This window comes from Streptomyces sp. NPDC127117 (assembly GCF_042677325.1).
In the GTDB taxonomy this organism is placed as follows: domain Bacteria; phylum Actinomycetota; class Actinomycetes; order Streptomycetales; family Streptomycetaceae; genus Streptomyces.
This window is the reverse complement of the sequence record NZ_JBHXTM010000038.1, coordinates 67,159-86,150: the sequence shown is the minus strand read 5'-3', so window position 1 is coordinate 86,150 and position 18,992 is coordinate 67,159. Positions and strand designations below refer to the sequence as shown.

The following is an 18,992-nucleotide window of genomic DNA, read 5'->3' as shown; positions in this document are numbered from 1 at the left end:
GGCTCGGCCCGGTCACCGCGCCGGCGCCCCGCTCAGCCCGACTCGCGCCACCGGTTGGTGATCGGCAGCCGCCGGTCCTTGCCGAAGCCCTTCGGGGAGATCTTCGTGCCCGGCGGGTACTGCCGGCGCTTGTACTCGGCCGTGTCCACCATCCGCAGCGTCTTCGCCACCAGCGCCGCGTCGAAGCCGGCCGCGACGATCTCGTCCAGACCCCGGTCCCGGTCGACGTACAGCTCCAGGATCCGGTCCAGCACGTCGTAGTCCGGCAGCGAGTCCGTGTCGACCTGGCCCGGCCGCAGCTCGGCGCTGGGCGGTTTGGTGATGGACGCCTCCGGGATCGGCGGGATCTGACCGCGCTCCTCGGCGGCCCGGTTGCGCCACTTCGCGAGGCGGAAGACCGACGTCTTGTACACGTCCTTGATCGGGCCGTACGCCCCGACCGCGTCGCCGTACAGCGTCGAGTAGCCGACCGCCAGCTCGGACTTGTTGCCCGGCGCGAGGACGATCTGGCCCTCCTGGTTGGAGACGGCCATCAGCGTCGTGCCACGCAGCCTCGCCTGGAGGTTCTCCTCGGCGAGACCGGTGAGCCCCAGCGAGCCCATGTACGCGTCGAACATCGGCTCGATCGGCACGGTGCGGAAGTTCAGCCCGGTACGGCGGGCCAGCTCGGCCGCGTCGCCCTTGGAGTGGTCCGAGGAGTATTTCGACGGCATCGAGATGCCGTACACGTTCTGCGCCCCCAGCGCGTCACAGGCGATGGCCGCGACCAGCGCCGAGTCGATCCCGCCGGAGAGCCCGATCAGCACACTGCTGAAGCCGTTCTTGGCGGCGTACGCCCGCAGGCCCACGACCAGCGCCGAGTACAGCTCCTCGTCGTCGTCCAGCCGCTCGGCGTATCCGCCGGTCAGCTCCGCGGGGTACGCCGGGAGCGGCTCCTCGGAGAGCACCACGTGGTCGATCCGCAGCCCGTCGTTGACGACACCGGACGGCGGTTCGGCGGCCGCGGCCGGCAGCTCCAGATCGAGTACGACGCTGCCCTCGGCGAACTGCGGGGCACGGGCGATCACTTCGCCGTCCCGGTCGACGACGATCGAGTCGCCGTCGAAGACCAGCTCGTCCTGGCCACCGATCATCGCCAGGTACGCGGTGGTGCAACCCGCCTCCTGGGCCCGCTTGCGGACCAGTTCCAGCCGGGTGTCGTCCTTGTCCCGCTCGTACGGCGAGGCGTTGATCGACAGCAGCAGCCCGGCACCGGCGGCCCGCGCGGCCGGCACCCGGCCGCCGTCCTGCCAGAGGTCCTCGCAGATCGCGAGCGCCACATCGACGCCGTGCACCCGCACCACCGGCATCGAGTCGCCCGGCACGAAGTACCGGAACTCGTCGAAGACGCCGTAGTTGGGGAGGTGGTGCTTGGCGAAGGTCAGCGCGACCTGCCCGCGGTGCAGCACCGCGGCGGCGTTCTGCGGGGAGCCGGCCGGCTGGCCGTAGCGGGGCTGGGCCGTCTCGGAGCGGTCGAGGTAGCCGACCACGACCGGCAGCTCCCCGAAGCCCTCGGCGTCGAGCCGGGCGGCGAGCGCGCGCAGCGCCTGCCGCGAGGCCTCGACGAAGGACGGGCGCAGGGCCAGGTCCTCGACGGGGTAACCGGTCAGCACCATCTCCGGGAACGCCACCAGGTGGGCGCCCTGTTCGGCGGAGTGCCGGGTCCAGTGGACGATCGCCTCGGAGTTGCCGGAGAGATCACCGACGGTCGAGTCGATCTGATTCAGTGCGAGACGTAGTTGAGGCACGCGCACCAGTGTAATCGTCTGACTGACGCAATGTCCTGGCGGGCCGCGGAATCACGGCCGCGGCCCGCCAGGAACCGGATCGGCCGGGGTCAGCGGCGGTAGCCGAGAACCGTCATCATGCCCACGTCCGAGTGGTAGATGTTGTGGCAGTGCAGCATCCACAGCCCCGGGTTGTTCGCTTCGAACTCGACGGCCAGGGAACTGTTCGGCCGGATGATCGCGGTGTCCTTGCGCGCCCAGGCGGCCGGGCCCCGCCGGGTCGCCCGGTGGTTCGGCCCCGCCGGTCCCACGAGGCCGAACGAGTGCCCGTGCAGATGGATCGGGTGCCACATCTCCGTGACGTTGAAGAACTCCAGCCTGACCCGCTCGCCCGCCCTCACCGGGTAGCGCTGGCCGGGGTCGTACGGCTTGTGGTTGAACGACCAGTTGTACGCCTTCATGTTGCCGGTCATCCTGAACCGGAGGGTCCGGTCGGGCTCGCGCGAGGACAGTGCGACGGACTCGTCCGGCGCGAGTTGGCCCGCCTCCACCAGCCTCCCGTCCAGCTCCTTCGGCCGCACCGGGCCGCTCGGCGCCGCGCCCATCCCGGTGCGGAGCAGGGCCAGCGCCGAGGCGTTCTTGCCCTCCGCGAGCGCGGTCAGCGGGAACACTCCGTGGCCGGCGGTGACCATCACGTCGTACCGCTCGCCCATGCCCAGCAGCAGGGCGTCGGTGGTGGTGTGCCGGACCGGGTAGCCGTCGGTATGGGTGATCGTCATCCGGTGTCCGCCGAGCGCCACCCGGAAGGCGGTGTCGCCGCCCGCGTTGATGATGCGCAGCCGGATCCGGTCGCCGGGCTTCGCGGCGAAGGATGTGGGGGACTTCGGGGTGCGGCCGTTGATCAGGTAGTGCGGATAGGCGACGTCGCCCCCGTGGCTGTCGAGCAGTTCGCTGTAGGAGTCCTTGGCCAGCCGCGTGGGGCCGGTGCGGCCCTTGGGCTTGGCGGGCTTGGCGGGGGAGCCGTGTCCGCCGGAGCCGCTCGCGCTGCCGTGGTGCATCCCGCCCTTGCCGTGGCTGAGTTCGTACAGCACCGAGTCCGGCGTCGAACCGGCCACCCCGTCGACCCAGTCGTCCAGGACGACGACCCACTCCCTGTCGTACTTGAGCGGCTCCTTCGGGTCATCGACGATCAGCGGCGCGTACAGTCCGCGGTCCTGCTGGACGCCGGTGTGCGGGTGGAACCAGTACGTCCCCGCGTGCGGCACGGTGAAGCGGTAGGCGAATTCGGCGCCGGGCTTGATGGGCGCCTGGGTGACATCGGGCACGCCGTCCATGTCGTTGCGCACATTGAGGCCGTGCCAGTGCAGAGTCGTTTCCTCCGGCAGGTGGTTGGCGAGGGTGAGCGCCAGGGTGTCACCCATCGTGACCCGGAGTTCCTTGCCGGGCAGCCGGGCATCGTACGCCCAGGAGCCGACGGTGATCCCGCCGCCCAGATCGAGCCGGGACGGAGTGGCGACGAGGTCGACCTTCCGCACGGGGCCCGAACCCCGCGCGGCCTCGGCCGCCGCGACCTCCTTCCCGTGGGGGGAGACGTACTCGCCCTCGGACCTCCCGCCGGTGGAGGCCCCGTGGTTCGCGCCGCCGTGGCTGGTGCCACCGGCGTTCGCGCTATCGGTCTTCTTGCCGCCGTGGCCCGTGTCGGATTCGCCGGAGCATGCGGCCAGTACCGCCGAGCCGGCAGTGGCGACAGCGGCGCCGAGTACGGTGCGTCGGGTGGGTGGAGTGCGCATGACGGGGGTGCACCTCGGGGTGTTGTCGGTATTTCGGTCTGCTGGGGGAGGGGGAGGCGCCCCTTCTATATGCGCAGTACCGACAACGGGGCCGGTCGGGTCATGTCCGGCCGGGGGCCCTGCCCCGGCAGCGGTGTGTCCCGTGCCGCGACGCCCCTGAGAAGGTGGAGGATCCCGATGAGCAGCGAGACGAACAGCAACAACTGTCCGTATGTCGCACATCCACTCAGGGTCATGACGAGCACCCTACCCCCGCCGGGTATCACTCGCGCGCAGAAACGTATCGCCGCAGCTGTGCGGGTCTCGGCGGGGCGGGCAAGCGTTACGGGTCTCGGCGGGGCGGGCAGTGTACGGGCCCCGGTGGGGCGGGCAGCGGAATGGCCCGGCACCCCCGGGGCTCCCGTCCGGACCGGGCGGCGGGCGAGCCGGTCCGGTCCGGACTGAAGAGTCCCGGACAGGGGATGCCGGGCCATGGGCGCCGGGCTGTCGGGCCGTGCCGGTGCGGCGGGTCAGCCGCGCGCGTAGACCTTCTCCGCCCAGCCGGCGATCTGTTCCTCGGTGAGGTGCTGCGCCAGGTCGGCCTCGCTGATCATGCCGATCAGCATCTTGTTCTCGACCACCGGGAGCCGGCGGATCCGATGGGTCTGCATCTCCTCCAGAACCATCTCCACACCCGCCTCCGAGTCGATCCAGCGAGGGGTGCCCTGGGCGAGGTCGCCCGCCGTCATCTTCGACGGATCGTGGCCCATCGCCACACAGCCGACCACGATGTCGCGGTCCGTGAGGATGCCGATCATCCGGTCCTGCTCGCCGTTGGCCGAGATGGGCAACGCCCCGACCTTGTGGTCGCGCATCAGCTGCGCGGCCCGGTCGAGCGTCTCGTGCGCGGGGATCCACGTGGCCCCGGTGTGCATGATGTCCTTGGCGGTGGTCATGAGGGATTCCTCCTGCGTGCCGGTGGGCATGCTGTACGACCCCGAGCGAACCCATCGTCATGGGCCCGTTCGGGGGACGCGACCGCTGTCACCCGTTCGGGTGCACCTGCGGCCGGGTCGCGTACGCGGGAATTCCTCAGGACCGGGGTGCGGACCCGCGCGCCGCCAGCAGCCGGGCCATCTCGTCCAGCTCCGATTGCTGGGCCTCGACCATCCCGCCGGCGAGCCGCTTCTCCGCCTTCACCGTGCACAGCCGGGCGCAGCCGCGCGCCATGTCGATGCCGCCCTTGTGGTGTTCGGTCATCAGCCGGAGGTACCGGATCTCGGCCGCCCTGCCGCTCGCCGTCCGGAGCCGGTCCAGCTCGGTCCTGGTGGCCATGCCGGGCATGAGGGAACCGTCATGGGCCCGGTAGCCGGTCCCCATGCCCTCCATCCCGTCCATGCCCTTCATCGAGTGCCCCTCGTGCCCGGCCGCCATCCAGTCCATCGGCTCCCCGGCCGTCTTCGGCAGCTCCCACAGATCCAGCCAGCCGAGCAGCATGCCGCGCTGATTGGCCTGGGTGTTGGCGATGTCGTACGCGAGCCGGCGCACCTCCTCGTCCTTCGTGCGGTCACGCACGATGAAGGACATCTCCACGGCCTGCTGGTGGTGGACCGCCATGTCGCGGGCGAAACCGGCGTCCGCCGAGTCCACCGCGGGCGTGTGCGGGGCGGCGGCCGCCCGGTCCGCCCCGTCCGCGTCGCCGCGCGCGGAGGCGACCGTCGCCACCCCGGCGAACAGCAGCGCGAGCGCCACGGCGGAGCCCGCCACCCACTCGACGCGCCGGCCACGGCGCTTCTCGGCGGTCACTGGGTTCCCAGCCCGCCCGTGCACGCCGCACCGGGCTCGGGCGTCTGCGGACCCTGCACGAACTTCGAGAAGAACCGGTCGACCCGCGGGTCGTCGGCGCCGTCCACGGTCACCTGGTTCCCCCAGGCGGTCAGCATGATCGTTCCGGACTGGCCCTCGTACGGGCTCATCAGCGAATACGGTGTCCGGCCGACCCGCTCGGCGAGCTTCGCCACATCGGCGGCCGGGGCCTTGTCGGTGTACGTCACCCACACCGATCCGTGCTCCAGCGCGTGCACGGCGTTCACATCGGGGATCGCCTTCTCGTAGACCTCGCCGTCGCAATTCATCCATACGGGGTTGTGGTCACCGCCCACCGGCGGCTTCATCGGGTAGGCGACGGTCCCGGTGACGTGGTTGCGGGTCAGCTTCTTCGCGTCCCAGGTCCGCAGCCCCTCGATCGGCCCGTCGGCGGGGCCCTGCTGCCCGTCCGAGGGCGCCTTGTCGTCCGCCGCGGGGGCCGCCTGCTTCTGCTCGGACGCCTCGGAGGTCGTCAGCACCATGTACGAGCCGAACCCGACCAGCCCCACGACCACGAGCACGCTCAGCCCTATGGCCAGGGCACGGTCGCGGCGCTGTCGCGCGCGGTGGGCGTCGTGCATCTGGTCCATGGGGGTCCTGGGGTCGAAACTCATGTCGTCAGGTCCTTCTGGGAAGGGGCGGGGACGGACAGGCCGGAGGCCGGGGAAACCGGCGTGCGCGGGGCCGTCATGAAGGCGAGCCACCCCTTGCGCGCCACGGGCGCCGATCGTAGTGGGTGGCCGGGTGCTCCATCTCACGTCGTGTGCGTAATCTGGGTGAAATCCCGGGTCGTGATACTGGAGCTTCTCCCCTACCCCGGGCGGTGGTGCACGGACCGTCTGAACTGCAAGGATGTGGCTATGGACAAGCAGCAGGAATTCGTCCTCAGGACGCTTGAGGAGCGCGACATCCGCTTCGTACGGCTGTGGTTCACCGATGTCCTGGGCTACCTCAAATCCGTCGCCGTCGCCCCCGCGGAACTGGAGCAGGCGTTCGATGAGGGCATCGGCTTCGACGGCTCGGCCATCGAGGGCTTCGCCCGGGTGTACGAGTCCGACATGATCGCCAAGCCGGACCCGGGCACCTTCCAGATCCTGCCGTGGCGGGCGGAGGCCCCCGGCACGGCCCGGATGTTCTGCGACATCCTGATGCCGGACGGCTCGCCCTCCTTCGCCGACCCGCGCTACGTCCTCAAGCGCATCCTCGCCAAGACCTCCGACCTGGGCTTCACCTTCTACACCCACCCGGAGATCGAGTTCTTCCTGCTGAAGGACAAGCCGGTCGACGGCAGCCGCCCCACCCCCGCCGACAGCTCCGGCTACTTCGACCACACCCCGCAGAACGTCGGCATGGACTTCCGCCGCCAGGCGATCACCATGCTCGAATCCATGGGCATCTCGGTCGAGTTCAGCCACCACGAGGGCGCCCCCGGCCAGCAGGAGATCGACCTGCGGTACGCGGACGCGCTCTCCACCGCCGACAACATCATGACCTTCCGCCTGGTGATGAAGCAGGTCGCGCTGGAGCAGGGCGTGCAGGCGACGTTCATGCCGAAGCCGTTCTCCGAGTACCCCGGCTCGGGCATGCACACCCACCTCTCCCTCTTCGAGGGCGACCGCAACGCCTTCTACGAGTCGGGCGCCGAGTACCAGCTCTCCAAGGTCGGCCGTTCCTTCATCGCCGGCCTGCTCACCCACGCCGCGGAGATCTCCGCCGTCACCAACCAGTGGGTCAACTCCTACAAGCGCATCTGGGGCGGCTCCTCCCGCGCCGCGGGCGCCGGCGGCGAGGCCCCCTCGTACATCTGCTGGGGCCACAACAACCGCTCCGCGCTCATCCGCGTCCCGATGTACAAGCCCGGCAAGACCGGCTCCGCCCGGGTGGAGGTCCGCTCCATCGACTCCGGCGCCAACCCCTACCTGACGTACGCGGTGCTGCTCGCCGCGGGCCTCAAGGGCATAGAGGAGGGCTACGAACTCCCGGCCGGCGCCGACGACGACGTCTGGGCGCTGTCCGACGCGGAGCGCCGCGCGATGGGCATCGAGCCGCTGCCGCAGAACCTGGGCGAGGCGATCGCGCTGATGGAGAAGAGCGAACTGGTCGCCGAGACGCTCGGCGAGCACGTCTTCGACTTCTTCCTGCGCAACAAGAAGCAGGAGTGGGAGGAGTACCGCAGCGAGGTCACCGCCTTCGAGCTGAAGGCGCTGCTGCCGGTGCTGTGACCACGACGCAGTGACATCCGGGCCGGAGGCGGTGCGCCTCCGGCCCGGAGTGCGTTCGGGTTGAATACCGGCATGCGAAAGAGCGAAGACTCCGCGAGAACCGGTGCCCGGCTGACCGCGTTCGGCTGTGTGTCCGGCCTGCTGGTCGCGCTCGCGATCCCGCTGTGGATCGTCGGCGCGCTCCTGCTCGACGTCCTCTCCCGCTGAGAAGCCGCGCGGGCGGCGTCGAACAGGACGCGGAACGAAGCCAGTTGGGGGACTGGTAGGAAAGTTTACTGTTCGCTAGCATTCCCGGCGGTGGCCCGGCGCGGTGCCCCGCTCCCTCGGCATGACGCGCTCAGTGAGAGCTCTGGCCCGGCCACCACGACTCCGCCCCCTGCCCGCACCCCGGACAGGATGCGGGGCCACGCACGGATGCCCAGCTCTCGCCACCCCCACAAGGCCAGGAGTCCAGGGATGCACCCGAACGGCTCAGCTCTGCTTCTCACGCCCACGCGGCGCCGTACGGTGGGCGTGGTCATCGCCGCCGTACTCGCCCTCGTGGGCGGACTGTTGCTCGCCTACCCCGACCGGGCCGGCGCCGCCGCCGACCCCCTCATCTCGGGCGGCAAGACCGCCACCGCCTCCTCCGACGAAAGCTCCGACCTCGGACCGCAGAACGCCTTCGACGGCGACCCCGCCACCCGCTGGGCCAGCGTCGAGGGCAAGGATCCCCAGTGGCTGAGCGTCGACCTCGGCGCCACCGCCGACGTCACGCGGGTGAAGCTGAGCTGGGAGGACGCGTACGCCAAGGCGTACCGGATCGAGATCTCCGCCGACGGCACCACCTGGACCCGGCTCGCCGACGAGACGGCCGGCAACGGCGGCACCGACGACTGGCCCGCCCTCACCGGGAAGGGCCGCTACCTGCGTGTGTACGGCACCGCACGCGCCACCGCCTACGGCTACTCGCTGTACGAGTTCGAGGTGTACGGCACGCTCGGCAGCCAGCCTCCGCAGACCGGTGCCTTCACCGTGGTGGCCGCCGGTGACATCGCCGCCCAGTGCACCGCGTCCGACAGCGACTGTGCCCACCCCAAGACCGCGGCGCTGGCCCAGAAGATCGACCCGAAGTTCTACCTGACCATGGGCGACAGCCAGTACGACGACGCCCGGATCTCCGACTTCCGCGCCTACTACGACAAGACCTGGGGCGCCTTCAAGGCCAAGACGCGTCCGGTGCCGGGCAACCACGAGACGTACGACCCGGCCGGCGCACTGGCCGGCTACAAGGCCTACTTCGGGGACATCGCCTACCCCCAGGGCAAGACCTACTACAGCTTCGACGAGGGCAACTGGCACTTCATCGCCCTCGACTCCAACTCCTTCGACAAGAGCGCCCAGATCGACTGGCTCAAGGCCGACCTCGCCAAGAACAGCAAGGCGTGCATCGCCGCCTACTGGCACCACCCGCTGTACTCCTCGGGCGGACACGGCAACGACCCGGTCAGCAGGCCGGTCTGGAAGATCCTTTACGGGGCCAAGGCCGACCTGGTGCTCAACGGGCACGACCACCACTACGAGCGGTTCGCGCCGCAGAACCCCGACGGGAAGGCCGTCGCCGACGGGATCACCGAGATCGTCGGCGGGATGGGCGGCGCCGAGCCCTACCCCATCGAGGAGGTCCAGCCCAACAGCCAGAAGCGGATCAGCGGTGAATACGGCGTCCTGAAGATGGACTTCACCGACTCCGGCTACAGCTGGAACTACATCGGTACCGACAACAAGACCAAGGACACCAGCCCGAAGTACACCTGCCACTGATGTACCTGGCGACCACAGGCCGCCGCGACGCACCGGTCCGACCCCGCTCCGGCGGGGCGGGCCGGCGTGTCCCCGGCACCGTCCTGGCACTCGGCACGGTCAGCCTCGTCACCGACATCTCCTCCGAGATGGTCACCGCGGTGCTGCCGCTCTACCTGGTTCTCGGACTGGGTCTCTCACCCCTCCAATTCGGCTTCCTGGACGGCCTGTTCAACGGCGCGGCCGCCGTCGTACGACTGGCCGGCGGGTACGCCGCCGACCGCGGCCGCGGACACAAACGGGTCGCCGGGCTCGGCTACGCCCTCTCCGCCCTCTCCCGGCTCGGCCTGCTCCTCGCGGGCGGTGCCACTGCCCAGATCGCGGCCGCCCTCGCCACCGACCGGGTCGGCAAGGGCATCCGCACGGCACCCCGCGACGCGCTGATCACCCTGAGCAGCCCGCCCGAGGCGCTCGGCCGGTCCTTCGGCGTGCACCGGGCGATGGACACCACGGGCGCCCTGCTCGGCCCGCTCGCCGCGTTCGCCCTGCTCTGGGCGACCGCCGACGCCTACGACGCGGTGTTCGTCGTCAGCTTCTGCGTCGGCCTGCTCGGGGTACTGCTCCTCGTCCTGTACGTCCCCGGGCAGCAACCGGCCCCGGCCGTGCGCCCGGCGCCCCGCAGACGCAAGCCGTTCGAGGCGCTCCGCGATCCCGCCTTCCGGCGGATCCTGGCCGCCGCCTCCCTGCTCGGTGCGGCCACCATCGGCGACGCCTTCGTCTACCTCCTGCTCCAGCACCGGCTCGACCTCCCCGTCAGCTGGTTCCCGCTGCTGCCGCTCGGCGCGGCGGCCTGCTACCTGCTGCTGGCGATCCCGGCGGGCCGGATCGCGGACCGGATCGGCCGACGGCTGCCCTTCCTGTACGGACACCTCGCGCTGCTCGGCGTGTACGCCACGCTCCTCGCCCCGGCCGGCGGCCCGGCCCTGTTCCTCCTCGTGCCCGTCCTCGTACTGCTCGGGGTCTTCTACGCCACCACCGACGGGGTGCTGATGGCCCTCGCCGGACCCGTGCTGCCCGCCGACGGCCGGGCGGGCGGACTCGCCGTGCTCCAGACCGGACAGGCGCTGGCCCGGCTGCTGGCCGCGGCGGGCTTCGGCGCCGCCTGGACCCTGTGGGGGCCGGGCCCCGCACTGTGGGCGGCGCTCTCGGCCCTGCTCGTCGCCCTCGGCGGCGGCTGGGCGCTGCTGCCGCGCGACCCCTCCGGCACCCCGGCCCCCGGACAGCCGCAAGCCCAGATCCCCGAAAGGCGGACCGCATGAGCGCCAGGTTCCCGAAAGCCGCGACCCCGCTGGGCCCCCGGGCCAGGATCGCCGTCGTGGTGGCCGCGGTGCTGCTCCTGGCGGGCGGCTCCGTCGGGTACGTGATGCATGCCGAACAGCGGACGAAGGGCCGGCAGACCGAAGCCGACGCCTCGTTCACCCTCGGCGGGCCCGCGCTGTACTTCCGGGACACGGCCGGCGGGCGCGTCGCCCACCAGCCGCTCACCGGAGCCCGGACCGGCGGCACCCGCACCCGCGGCGGCCCCGCCTGCGACCGGTTCTACGCCTCCGACGACGGCGCGCTCTGCCTGCGTGCCAGGCCCGGGGTGCTGCCGAAGACATACGCGATCGTGCTCGACGGGCGGTTGCGCGAGAAGCGCCGGATCACCGTACCGGGCGTACCGACCCGCGCCCGGGTCTCGGACTCCGGGCGGATGCTGTCCTGGACGGTGTTCGCGACCGGCGACTCGTACGCCACCACGTCCTTCTCCACCCGCACCGCCATCCTCGATCTGCGCACCGGCTACCTCATCAAGTCCATGGAGAACATCCAGCTCACCATCGACGGCGCCCGCTACCACGCCCCCGACGTCAACTACTGGGGCGTGACCTTCGCCCGCGACGACAACCGCTTCTACGCGACCGTCTCCACCAAGGGCCGCACCTACCTCGTCGAGGGGAACATGCGGGACTGGACGGCGAAGGCGCTGCGGCAGAACGTGGAATGCCCCTCCCTGTCGCCCGACAACACCCGGCTCGCCTTCAAGAAGAAGGTCTCCGACGACGCGGCCGCGCCCTGGCGGCTGTACGTCCTGGACCTGCGGACCATGCGGGAGACTCCGCTGGCCGAGAAACACAGCGTCGACGATCAGGCGGCCTGGCTGGACGACGGCACGCTCGCCTACGCACTGCCGGCCACGGACGGCCCGGGGAGCGACATCTGGACCGTTCCGGCGGACGGTACCGGGACACCCCGCGTGGCCGTGAGGGGCGGGTCGTCACCGGTCGCGGTGGCGGGCTGAACGATCTTCACCCAGCAGGTGTAATGTGACGCATCCCCACACGGGGGCCGACCGAGGAGGTGAGACCCATTACCGCTGTATCAGGCTGGGTGCTCAGCTCTCGCGAACGCGTGGTCGACCCGACATAGTCGGCCGCGGAGCGCCCATCGGCTTTCCCGAAAGGCTCCGCACATGTCGGTCACCGCTTCACCGCTCGCCCTCTCCACCATCGTTCCCGCGCTCCGCGCCGCCGGCTGCGTATTCGCCGAGGACGAGGCGGAACTGATCCTCGCAACCGCCGCCGGCCCCGCCGCGATCGTGGCCATGGTCGAACAGCGGGTCGCCGGACTTCCCCTGGAACACGTCCTCGGCTGGGCCGAGTTCCACGGCCTGCGCATCGCCGTCGGCCCCGGCGTCTTCGTGCCCCGCCGCCGCACCGAGTTCCTGGTCCAACAGGCCGCCGCCCTCGCCGGCCCCGGAGCGGTCGTCGTCGACCTGTGCTGCGGCTCGGGAGCCCTCGGCGCCGCGCTCGCCGCGACGCTGGGCCGCACCGAACTCCACGCCGCGGACGTCGAACCGGCGGCCGTGCGGTACGCCCGCCGCAACATCGGCGACGCGGGCGAGGTGTACGAGGGCGACCTCTTCGAGCCGCTGCCCGCCTCGCTGCGCGGCCGGGTGGAGATCCTGCTCGCCAATGTGCCTTACGTACCCACGGACGATGTCGAACTGCTTCCCCCGGAGGCCCGGATCCATGAACCGCGGGTGGCGCTGGACGGCGGCGCGGACGGCCTCGATGTCCTGCGCCGGGTCACCGACGAGGCCCCGCACTGGCTGGCACCGGGCGGGCATCTGCTGGTCGAGACGAGCGAGCGGCAGGCGGCACGGGCCGAGGAGACCGTCGCCCGCAGCGGTCTGATCCCGCGCGTGGTCACCTCCGACGAGCTGTACGCGACCGTCGTCATCGGCACAAGGCCCTGGTGACCGGGCTCTGGACGACCGGGTTCTGAACGACCGGGCCCGGGCCCGGTCGTTCAGAACCCGGTCGCCGCGTCCGCACGCGACACGATCAGCTGAACCTCCACCGGGTCTGGCTGAAGCGGGCGCCCTTGCCGAAGCCGAGGACCTTGCGGGGGCGCACCCGGAACACCAGCGCCGCGTGGCCCGAGTTGACGAAGGTGCCGTCCCGGACGTCGAAGTGCCACTCCGGGCCGTACTTCGCCTCCCAGGCCGTGGCCAGCAGCCGCAGCCGGTCCTCGCCCGTCACCCGTTCCGCCCTGCCCTCGACCACCACGTCGAGCCCCTCCGACATGGTGTTGGTCCCGGTCGTCAGCACCACTTCGGGGTTGGCGGCCAGGTTCTGGGCCTTGCGCTCCTCGGCACCGGTGGCGAAGTGCAGCGCGCTGTCCGCCCATACCCCGATCAGCGGAGTGACGTGCGGGCGGCCGTCCGGGCGGACCGTGGACAGCCAGTACAGTTCCGCCCCGGTCAGCAGGTCCCTCGCCGTCGACCACGGGCAGGCCGTCGCGTTCTTGTCGCTGTAGTCGCCGTCCAGCTCGGCGTAGGGTTCGAATCCGGACATACGGGCCTCCCGGTCTGCTCCTGGAAATGATCGTGCCCGCGAAGCGCGGACCGCACACCCGCTCCGGATCGCCCGGAGCGAGGCTAGGCTCGGGACGCTGGATGGTGTGTGGGCGGCGAGCGGGAGAGCACGAATGACGACGGTGCCGGGGCGCAGGAGCAGCACGTTCACCCGACTGCTGCGGCACGGCTTCACCGACCCCTCCTCGGCCGAGCGGCTGCTGGACCTGCCCGATCTGTCCTCCGTACGCTCCGACCCGGTGCTCCTCGAAGCCCTCGGCGCCACCGCCGACCCGGATCTGGCCCTGCACGGGCTGGTCCGGCTGGTGGAGGCGGAGGAGGCGGCCGAGCGGCAGATCCTGCTGGACACCCTCGTCACCGCCAAACCATTGCGGGACCGGCTGCTCGGGGTGCTCGGCGCCTCCGAGGCGCTCGGCGACCACCTCGCCCGCCACCCCCGCGACTGGCAGGCCCTGGTCACCTACGAGGCCGCCGACCTCCACCCCGGCGTGGCCGAGTTCGAGCAGGGGCTCGCCGGGGCCGACGACCCGGACTCGCTGCGTGTCTCCTACCGCCGGTGTCTGCTGTCGATAGCGGCCCGTGACGTGTGCGGGACGACGGACGTCGCCGAGGCCGCCGCCGAACTGGCCGACCTGGCCACCGCGACCCTGCGGGCGGCGCTCGCCATCGCCCGTACGGCGGCGCCCGCCGACGCCGCCCGGTGCCGGCTCGCCGTCATCGCGATGGGCAAGTGCGGCGGACACGAGCTGAACTACGTCTCCGACGTCGATGTCATCTTCGTCGCGGAACCGGTCGACGGTTACGAGGAGAGCGAGGCCGTGCAGGCCGCCACGAGGCTGGCCGCGCACATGATGCGGATCTGCTCCGACACGACCGTCGAGGGCACCATCTGGCCCGTCGACGCCAACCTTCGCCCCGAGGGCCGCAACGGCCCCCTCGTACGGACCCTCTCCTCGCACCTCGCGTACTACCAGCGCTGGGCCAAGACCTGGGAGTTCCAGGCGCTGCTCAAGGCCCGGCCGGTGGCCGGCGATCCCGAACTCGGTGCGGAGTACGTCGAGGCGGTCTCACCGCTCGTGTGGCAGGCCGCGGACCGCGAGAACTTCGTGCCCGACGTCCAGAAGATGCGCCGCCGTGTCGTCGACAACATCCCCGCCGACCGAGTCGACCGCGAGATCAAGCTCGGCCCCGGCGGCCTGCGGGACGTCGAATTCGCCGTACAGCTCCTGCAGCTGGTGCACGGTCGCAGCGACACCACCCTGCGCAGCGGCACCACGCTGGAGGCGCTGCGCGCGCTCGCCGAGGGCGGCTACGTGGGCCGGGTGGACGCCGCGCAACTGGACGACGCCTACCGCTTCCTGCGCGCCATGGAGCACCGCATCCAGCTCTACCGGCTGCGCCGCACCCACCTCGTCCCGGAGGACGCGCCGGACCTGCGGCGGATCGGCCGCTCCCTCGGGATGCGCACGGACCCGATCACCGAACTCAACCAGGCGTGGAAGCGGCACGCCTCCGTGGTGCGGCGGCTGCACGAGAAGCTGTTCTACCGGCCGCTGCTCGACGCCGTCGCCCAGCTCGCACCGGGGGAGACCCGGCTCAGCGCGAAGGCGGCCGCGCACCGGCTCGAAGCGCTCGGCTACGCCGATCCGGCCGCCGCGCTCCGGCACCTGGAGGCGCTGTCGTCCGGGGTGTCCCGCAAGGCCGCCATCCAGCGCACCCTGCTGCCGGTGCTGCTCGGCTGGTTCGCGGACTCCGCCGACCCGGACGCCGGGCTGCTCGGCTTCCGCAAGGTGTCCGACGCCCTCGGCAAGACCCCCTGGTACCTGCGGCTGCTGCGGGACGAGGGCGCGGCGGCGGAGAACCTCGCCCGGGTGCTGTCGGCCGGCCGGCTCGCCCCGGACCTGCTGCTGCGGGCCCCGGAGGCGGTGGCGCTGCTCGGCGACCCGCAGGGGCTGCGGCCGCGCACCCGGGAGAACCTGGAGCAGGAGGTGCTGGCCGCGGTGGGGCGCGCGGGCGACGCCGAGACCGCGGTCGCGGTGGTGCGCGGTGTGCGGCGGCGCGAGCTGTTCCGGACCACGGCCGCCGACCTCATCGGCTCGTACGGCACGGAGGACAGGCCCGCCGAGGAGGACCCGGGGGCGCTGGTCGACCGCGTCGGCAACGCGGTCACCGATCTGAACGCCGTCACGATCGCGGGCGCCCTGCGCGCCGCCGTGCGCGAACAGTGGGGGGACACCCTCCCCACCCGCTTCGCGGTCATCGGCGTGGGCCGCTTCGGCGGCCACGAGCTGGGGTACGGCTCCGACGCCGATGTGCTGTTCGTCCACTCGCCGCGCGAGGGCGTCGACGAGCAGGAGGCCGGCCGGGCCGCGAACGCGGTGGTCGCCGAGATGCGCAGGCTGCTCCAACTGCCCACCGCCGACCCGCCGTTGATCATCGACGCGGACCTGCGGCCGGAGGGCAAGAGCGGACCGCTGGTGCGTTCGCTGGCGTCGTACGAGGCGTACTACCGGCGCTGGTCGCTGGTCTGGGAGAGCCAGGCGCTGCTGCGCGCCGAGCCGGTCGCGGGCGACGCCGAACTCGGCCGTGAGTTCATCGAGTTGATCGATCCGCTGCGCTACCCGATGGAGGGCCTGGGGGAGGACGCGGTCCGTGAGATCCGGCGCCTGAAGGCCCGGATGGAGTCCGAGCGGCTGCCGCGCGGCGCGGATCCGACGCTCCACACCAAGCTGGGGCGCGGCGGGCTGAGCGATGTCGAGTGGACCGTCCAGCTGATGCAGATGCAGCACGGCTGGGTGGAACCGGGGCTGCGGACCACCCGCACCCGTGAGGCGCTGGCCGCGGCCTGCGCGGCGGAGCTGATCTCCGGCGAGGACGCGGCCACGCTGGACGAGGCATGGGTGCTGGCGACCCGGGTGCGCAACGCGGTGATGCTGGTACGCGGCCGTCCGGGCGACACCTTCCCGTCGGGGCCGCGTGAACTCACTGCGGTCGGGCGGTACTTGGGATACGAGCCGGGGCACGTCGGGGACATGCTGGACGACTACCGGCGGATCACCCGGCGGGCGCGGGCGGTGATGGAGGAGCGGTTCTACGGGGCGTGAGACGGGCCGCGAGCGGGGCTGCGGCAGCTTCCCCGGACGCGCCGCGACCGGGGCGGTGTCCGCCGGCGCGCCGCGATGGGGACCGCGGCCGTGTCCACCGACGTGCCGCGATGGGGCCGGGGCCCGCTTCCACCGACGTGCCGTGACCGGGGCCGTGCGCGCGGACCTGCCGTGACCGGGACCGTGTCCACAGACGTGCCGTGACCGCGACCGGGGCTGCTTCCCCGACGTGCCGTGACCGGGGCAGCTTCCGCCGACGTGCCGCGACCGGGGCCGTGTCCACCGGCGCGCCGCGACCGGCGCCGAGGCCGCTCCCCCGACGCGCCCCTCCGACGCGCCCCCCGAAACCGCTACTGCTCCTTCGCGTCCAGCAGTGCCCGGCAGTGCCCGATGAACGCGCCCAGCGCCAGTTCGAACGCCGCGTCCGCCCGGCCCGTGCCCACCGCGGCCAGCGCCTCGGCGAGGCGCGGCGTCGTGGTGTCGTCCGGCAGCTCCCACATCGTCTCCGGGGCCGCCAGGTCCAGCGCCGAACCCAGGACCAGGTTCTCCAGCGCGGTGATCACCGTCATCACCTCGGCCATCGGGAAGCCGACGTCCAGCAGCAGCCGGACCGCCCGCTCGTAGTGCTCCAGGACCTTCGGGGCGCGCACCGGTGACGTCATCAGCAGGGGGATCGCGCGCGGGTGGGCGGCGAAGGCGGCACGGTAGGAGCGGGCCCACGCCGTCATGGCCGCGTCCCAGGGCTCCACGTCGAAGGCCGCGGAGTCGATCGCGGCGCACACCCGTTCCCGGACGAGCTCGACGACCCCGCCCCTTCCGTCCACGTGGTGGTAGACCGAACCGGTCTGTACCCCGAGCCGTCGGGCTATCTGCGGGACGCTGAACTCGCCTTTCTCGTGGATGAGTTCGAGCGCGGTGGTGGTGATGCGCTCCCGGTCCAGCAGCGGTGTGCGCGGCCGTCCCATGCGTGTTTCTCCTGACGTGTGTAGGTCGGGAGGTCTTCCCGGATGCCCGTGGGTGAGGCTACATTGCGCAAACCGAAAGCCTTTAGGTTTCTGGTCGCCGGTCCCTGCCCCCCGCCAGTCGCAGAAGGGCTTCCCTTTCGCATGGATGCGCCAACCCTCAGAAAAGGCACCCTCGGCACCGCCGACATCGCCTTCTTCGTCATCTCGGCCGCCGCCCCGCTCACGGTGATGGCCGGAGTCGCCCCCATCGCCATCATGCTCGGCGGCATCGGGGCCCCCGTCGGCTATCTGCTGGCCGGTGTGACCCTCGCGATCTTCGCCATCGGGTTCACCACCATGAGCCGCCACGTCCGCAGCGGCGGCGCGTTCTACGCGTACATCACCCGGGGCCTGGGCCGCCCCGTCGGTATCGCCGCCGCCCTGATCGCGATGCTCGGCTACAACGGCATGGAGATCGGCGTCTACGGGCTGCTCGGCTCCACCACCGCCGACACCGTCCAGGCCCTGTGGGGCATCGACATCCCCTGGCTGCCGATCTCCCTCGCCGGGCTGCTGCTCATCTGGTACGGCGGCTTCCGCTCCATCGACTTCGGCGCCAAGGTCCTCGGGGTGCTGCTCGTCGCCGAGACCGGCATCCTCGTACTGCTCGCCGGCGGGGTGCTGCTGGACGGCGGGGCCGACGGGATCTCGGCCGCCTCGTTCACCCCCGGCAATGTCCTCGTACCCGGCACGGCAGCCGTGCTGGCCTGCGCGTTCGCCGCCTTCACAGGCTTCGAGTCCACGGTCATCTACCGGCGCGAGGCGCGGAACCCGGACCGTACCGTCCCCCGCGCCACCTACATCGCCGTCGCGTTCCTCGGGCTCTTCTACGCGTTCGTCGTCTGGACCGTCATCCAGGCGTTCGGCGACGCGAACGTGGTCGAGGCCGCGGCCACCGACCCGGGCGGGCTGTTCTTCTCCGCCATCACCCACTACGTCGGCTCCTGGGCCGCTGACCTGATGCACATCCTGATCGTCACCAGCGTCCTGGCCTCGCTGCTCGCCTTCCACAACGCCATCAACCGGTACGGACTCGCGCTCTCCGAGGAGGGGGTGCTGCCGAAGGCGCTCGGACGCGTCCATCCCCGCCACCGTTCCCCCTACGTGGCCGGACTCGCCCAGATCGCGCTCGGAGCCGTGATCGTCATCGCCTTCGCGGCGGCCGGAGCCGACCCGTACGCGCAACTGCTGCTCTGGGTCAACACCCCGGGAATGCTCGGCCTGATGCTGCTCCAACTGCTCGCCGCGATCGCCGTGCCGCTGTTCTTCCGCCGGTTCGAGCACGGCGAGGGCCGATTCCGTACAGTCGTCGCGCCGGTCGTCGCCGCCGTGCTGCTGGCAGCCGCGATCGTCCTGGTGACGGACCATGTCGATCTGTTCTCCGGCGCCTCCACCGGGGTGAACATCGTGCTCGTCTCACTGGTGCCCGCGGTATTCCTGATCGGACTGGCGCTCGCGTACCGGCTGAAGCGCGACAAGCCCGAGGTGTACGCCCGGTTCGCCGCCGAGCCACCGCCTCCGGACCCCGAGACCGTCCCCGCCACCACCACCGTCTAAGGA

Annotated in this window: 16 protein-coding genes; 8 read left to right on the top strand and 8 right to left on the bottom strand. The window is 71.5% G+C overall.

The features are described 5' to 3' along the window. Positions 1-32: 32 nt before the first annotated feature. The 6 genes from ACFVH0_RS28440 to ACFVH0_RS28415 all read right to left on the bottom strand — a co-directional run bounded on the left by ACFVH0_RS28440 (position 33) and on the right by ACFVH0_RS28415 (position 6,015). Positions 33-1,787 (bottom strand): NAD+ synthase, encoded by a 1,755-nt coding sequence (locus ACFVH0_RS28440; RefSeq protein ID WP_385824731.1) that lies wholly within the window; start codon positions 1,785-1,787, stop codon positions 33-35. Between the two features lie 89 nt (positions 1,788-1,876). Continuing rightward, on the bottom strand, positions 1,877-3,556 hold the full coding sequence (locus tag ACFVH0_RS28435) for a multicopper oxidase family protein (protein ID WP_385824729.1): 1,680 nt from the start codon (positions 3,554-3,556) through the stop codon (positions 1,877-1,879). A 65-nt stretch (positions 3,557-3,621) separates the two neighbouring features. Continuing rightward, positions 3,622-3,792 carry a hypothetical protein gene (locus ACFVH0_RS28430; protein ID WP_385824727.1) on the bottom strand — a complete coding sequence of 57 codons (171 nt, stop codon included), beginning with the start codon at positions 3,790-3,792 and terminating at the stop codon, positions 3,622-3,624. Positions 3,793-4,065: 273 nt separating this feature from the next. Then, complete coding sequence (locus tag ACFVH0_RS28425) at positions 4,066-4,491, bottom strand: CBS domain-containing protein (RefSeq protein ID WP_342282940.1); 426 nt, start codon at positions 4,489-4,491, stop codon at positions 4,066-4,068. 136 nt (positions 4,492-4,627) lie between these two features. Beyond that, on the bottom strand, positions 4,628-5,341 hold the full coding sequence (locus tag ACFVH0_RS28420) for a DUF305 domain-containing protein (protein ID WP_385824725.1): 714 nt from the start codon (positions 5,339-5,341) through the stop codon (positions 4,628-4,630). Then, complete coding sequence (locus ACFVH0_RS28415) at positions 5,338-6,015, bottom strand: DUF3105 domain-containing protein (RefSeq protein ID WP_385824723.1); 678 nt, start codon at positions 6,013-6,015, stop codon at positions 5,338-5,340. Before ACFVH0_RS28415 ends, ACFVH0_RS28420 begins: the two co-directional genes overlap by 4 nt. A 246-nt stretch (positions 6,016-6,261) precedes the next feature. Here ACFVH0_RS28415 and glnA point away from each other — a divergent pair, with 246 nt between their 5' ends. From glnA to ACFVH0_RS28385, 6 genes are all read left to right on the top strand, one after another. Then, a complete protein-coding gene (glnA, locus tag ACFVH0_RS28410) occupies positions 6,262-7,623 on the top strand; it encodes a type I glutamate--ammonia ligase (RefSeq protein WP_072483343.1) in 1,362 nt (453 codons plus the stop codon). A gap of 72 nt (positions 7,624-7,695) precedes the next feature. Next, positions 7,696-7,830: a hypothetical protein gene (locus tag ACFVH0_RS28405; protein ID WP_385824721.1), complete on the top strand. Its 135-nt coding sequence runs from the start codon at positions 7,696-7,698 to the stop codon at positions 7,828-7,830. 249 nt (positions 7,831-8,079) lie between these two features. Then, positions 8,080-9,426, top strand: a complete 1,347-nt coding sequence (locus ACFVH0_RS28400) for a discoidin domain-containing protein (RefSeq protein WP_385824719.1) — start codon at positions 8,080-8,082, stop codon at positions 9,424-9,426. Beyond that, the gene (locus ACFVH0_RS28395; RefSeq protein ID WP_385824717.1) at positions 9,426-10,724 is read left to right on the top strand and encodes an MFS transporter; all 1,299 of its coding nucleotides are present in this window, start codon (positions 9,426-9,428) and stop codon (positions 10,722-10,724) included. The genes ACFVH0_RS28400 and ACFVH0_RS28395 overlap by 1 nt, the downstream gene beginning before the upstream one ends. Next, complete coding sequence (locus ACFVH0_RS28390) at positions 10,721-11,746, top strand: TolB family protein (protein ID WP_385824715.1); 1,026 nt, start codon at positions 10,721-10,723, stop codon at positions 11,744-11,746. Before ACFVH0_RS28395 ends, ACFVH0_RS28390 begins: the two co-directional genes overlap by 4 nt. Before the next feature lie 171 nt (positions 11,747-11,917). Further along, a complete protein-coding gene (locus ACFVH0_RS28385; RefSeq protein WP_385824713.1) occupies positions 11,918-12,706 on the top strand; it encodes a putative protein N(5)-glutamine methyltransferase in 789 nt (262 codons plus the stop codon). Positions 12,707-12,791: 85 nt separating this feature from the next. Here ACFVH0_RS28385 and ACFVH0_RS28380 read toward each other — a convergent pair whose 3' ends face one another. Then, positions 12,792-13,304 carry a pyridoxamine 5'-phosphate oxidase family protein gene (locus ACFVH0_RS28380; protein WP_385824711.1) on the bottom strand — a complete coding sequence of 171 codons (513 nt, stop codon included), beginning with the start codon at positions 13,302-13,304 and terminating at the stop codon, positions 12,792-12,794. Positions 13,305-13,437: 133 nt separating this feature from the next. Between ACFVH0_RS28380 and ACFVH0_RS28375 the strand changes: the two genes are divergently transcribed. Further along, positions 13,438-16,428 (top strand): bifunctional [glutamine synthetase] adenylyltransferase/[glutamine synthetase]-adenylyl-L-tyrosine phosphorylase, encoded by a 2,991-nt coding sequence (locus ACFVH0_RS28375; protein ID WP_385824709.1) that lies wholly within the window; start codon positions 13,438-13,440, stop codon positions 16,426-16,428. Positions 16,429-16,778: 350 nt separating this feature from the next. Here ACFVH0_RS28375 and ACFVH0_RS28370 read toward each other — a convergent pair whose 3' ends face one another. Continuing rightward, positions 16,779-17,393 (bottom strand): TetR/AcrR family transcriptional regulator, encoded by a 615-nt coding sequence (locus tag ACFVH0_RS28370; protein WP_385824707.1) that lies wholly within the window; start codon positions 17,391-17,393, stop codon positions 16,779-16,781. A gap of 141 nt (positions 17,394-17,534) precedes the next feature. Between ACFVH0_RS28370 and ACFVH0_RS28365 the strand changes: the two genes are divergently transcribed. Then, positions 17,535-18,989: an APC family permease gene (locus ACFVH0_RS28365; RefSeq protein WP_385824705.1), complete on the top strand. Its 1,455-nt coding sequence runs from the start codon at positions 17,535-17,537 to the stop codon at positions 18,987-18,989. The last annotated feature ends 3 nt before the right edge of the window (positions 18,990-18,992 follow it).